This window comes from Pontibacterium sp. (assembly GCF_041587635.1).
Taxonomy (GTDB): domain Bacteria; phylum Pseudomonadota; class Gammaproteobacteria; order Pseudomonadales; family Balneatricaceae; genus Pontibacterium.
Map to the genome: position 1 here is coordinate 1 of NZ_JBFGYC010000691.1, position 1,806 is coordinate 1,806.

The 1,806-nt window shown below is 51.5% G+C and carries 3 protein-coding genes and 1 pseudogene; all 4 read right to left on the minus strand.

From position 1 onward, the window contains the following. Window positions 1-193, minus strand: a pseudogene (locus ABYW01_RS20770) (coproporphyrinogen III oxidase); the annotation flags it as partial. A gap of 72 nt (window positions 194-265) precedes the next feature. Continuing rightward, on the minus strand, window positions 266-931 hold the full coding sequence (locus tag ABYW01_RS20775) for a sulfite exporter TauE/SafE family protein (protein WP_372836434.1): 666 nt from the start codon (window positions 929-931) through the stop codon (window positions 266-268). Beyond that, window positions 928-1,137, minus strand: a complete 210-nt coding sequence (ccoS, locus tag ABYW01_RS20780; RefSeq protein ID WP_372836436.1) for a cbb3-type cytochrome oxidase assembly protein CcoS — start codon at window positions 1,135-1,137, stop codon at window positions 928-930. Before ccoS ends, ABYW01_RS20775 begins: the two co-directional genes overlap by 4 nt. A 29-nt stretch (window positions 1,138-1,166) precedes the next feature. After that, on the minus strand, window positions 1,167-1,806 hold a 640-nt coding region (locus ABYW01_RS20785), incomplete at its 5' end, for an HAD-IC family P-type ATPase (RefSeq protein WP_372836438.1).

Consider the following 1,806-nt stretch of genomic DNA (forward strand, 5'->3'; position numbering starts at 1 on the left):
AGAAAGGGATATGGAAATACAACGACAGCGGTGCATTGCTGTCGGTGGTTTTCATTCCGGTCGCGACCAGATCCTGAGCGGACTGGTCCGGGTCAAACTGCAGTGCAGTCGGATAAGAGGTATAGCGTGGACCGGACAGATCGTATCGCTTAATCAGATCCAGATCCCATTTGATCAGGTTGTTGCTAGCCAAAATTACTACCTCTTAAATATGTCAAAACCCGGCAATTCTAGGGGGGGTGATGCACTGCTACCTTGATCTAGATCAATGGGCGAGCAGGCCTTGCCAGGGGAGCGTGTAGACGCCAAATACCATAATGATGATGCCAAACAGGCTGCGGGTCAGTCGTTGCTGAAATATAAGCTTAACGCGTTGGGCCAATAAACCCGTCAGCAGCATGGTCGGCAAGGTGCCCAAACCGAACATCAGCATCAATTGCGCGCTAAGCGTCCAGTCCGCCGCGGCCGATGACCAGATTAGAGTGCTGTAAACCAACCCGCAGGGGAGCCAGCCCCATACCAGGCCGAGGGTAACTGCCTGGGATAAGCTTTTAACCGGCAGTAGTTTGCTTGCCAATGGCTGAATCTGTTTCCAGAGTGTGCCGCCGGCCTTCTCTATATAGGTTAGACCTTGCCACCACTGCGCAACATAAAGTCCCATCGCGATTAGCATCAAACCCGCGAAGGTACGCAGCACTATGACGATCTGTTGGTCGCGCATGAGCCAGCTTAGGCTGCCGATCAGTGCACCCGCTGCGGTATAGCTAGCGATACGTCCAATATTATAGCCGCCAAGCAATAGGGAGCCGCGCCAGCCTTTAGGAGCACTCATCGAGACAGTTGCTGCAATGCCCCCGCACATGCCCAGGCAGTGAGTACCACCCAGCAAACCCAAAATAAATGCGGTGGAGAGCGCGAGAGGCTCGTTCATTCAGGTTTTTGCTCGTCGCTGTTTTTATCTTTCGCCTTATCTTTCAGATCATCCGGGATAAGGTGGTCGTCATCTTCAAACAGAATGCTGTGAGCAGGGGATTCGAGATCTTCAAACTGACCGCTATTCACGCTGTAAAAGAAAGCCCAGATTGCAAAGCTCACAAGAATGATAGCGATAGGGATGAGCAGAAAAATAATGTCCATAGCGGGCCTGTTTACTCGACTTTATGAGGCTATTTTACACGATTGGTCTTGCTGAGTTTAGACAGGCGTAAAGCGTTGCCAACGACGACCAGTGAACTTAATGACATGCCTAACGCTGCCATATACGGAGCGACAAAGCCCAGTGCCGCCAATGGCAGCGCTAAAAAGTTATACCCTGCAGCCCATCCAAGGTTCTGGCGTATAACGGAACGTGTTTTCCTGGACAGTTTAATGGCATCAACCAGACGTAACAGGTCCGCAGATATCAGTACGCCGTCGGCATTAGTTTTTGCCAGATCTGTTGCAGAGCCCATGGCAATAGAGGTCTGGGCGCCTGCGAGTACTGGGATATCGTTAATACCATCGCCGACCATGATGACCTGCGCACCGTTTTGCTGCAGTTGTTGGATATGAGCGAGCTTCTGTTCAGGTGATACACCTGAAACGACATGATCAATGTTCAGTATCGCTGCAACCTCGCCCACCGCACTGGAGCTATCTCCGGTCAGCATTTCACACTGAAGGCCTAGTGATTGTAGGTGCTTAATTGTATCTGCGGCTTCGGTACGGATCTGATCGTTAAGACGGAACCATGCCTGTGGACCTTTTTCGCTACAAAGCAGTAACCACTGGCCACTCTGTGCCGGAAGTTCTGGAAGCTGGGAGGAG

Coding starts and splice junctions, on each gene's coding strand:
- ccoS (WP_372836436.1), bottom strand. CDS start 1,137: ATGGACATTATTTTTCTGCTCATCCCTATCGCTATCATTCTTGTGAGC.
- ABYW01_RS20775 (WP_372836434.1), bottom strand. CDS start 931: ATGAACGAGCCTCTCGCGCTCTCCACCGCATTTATTTTGGGTTTGCTG.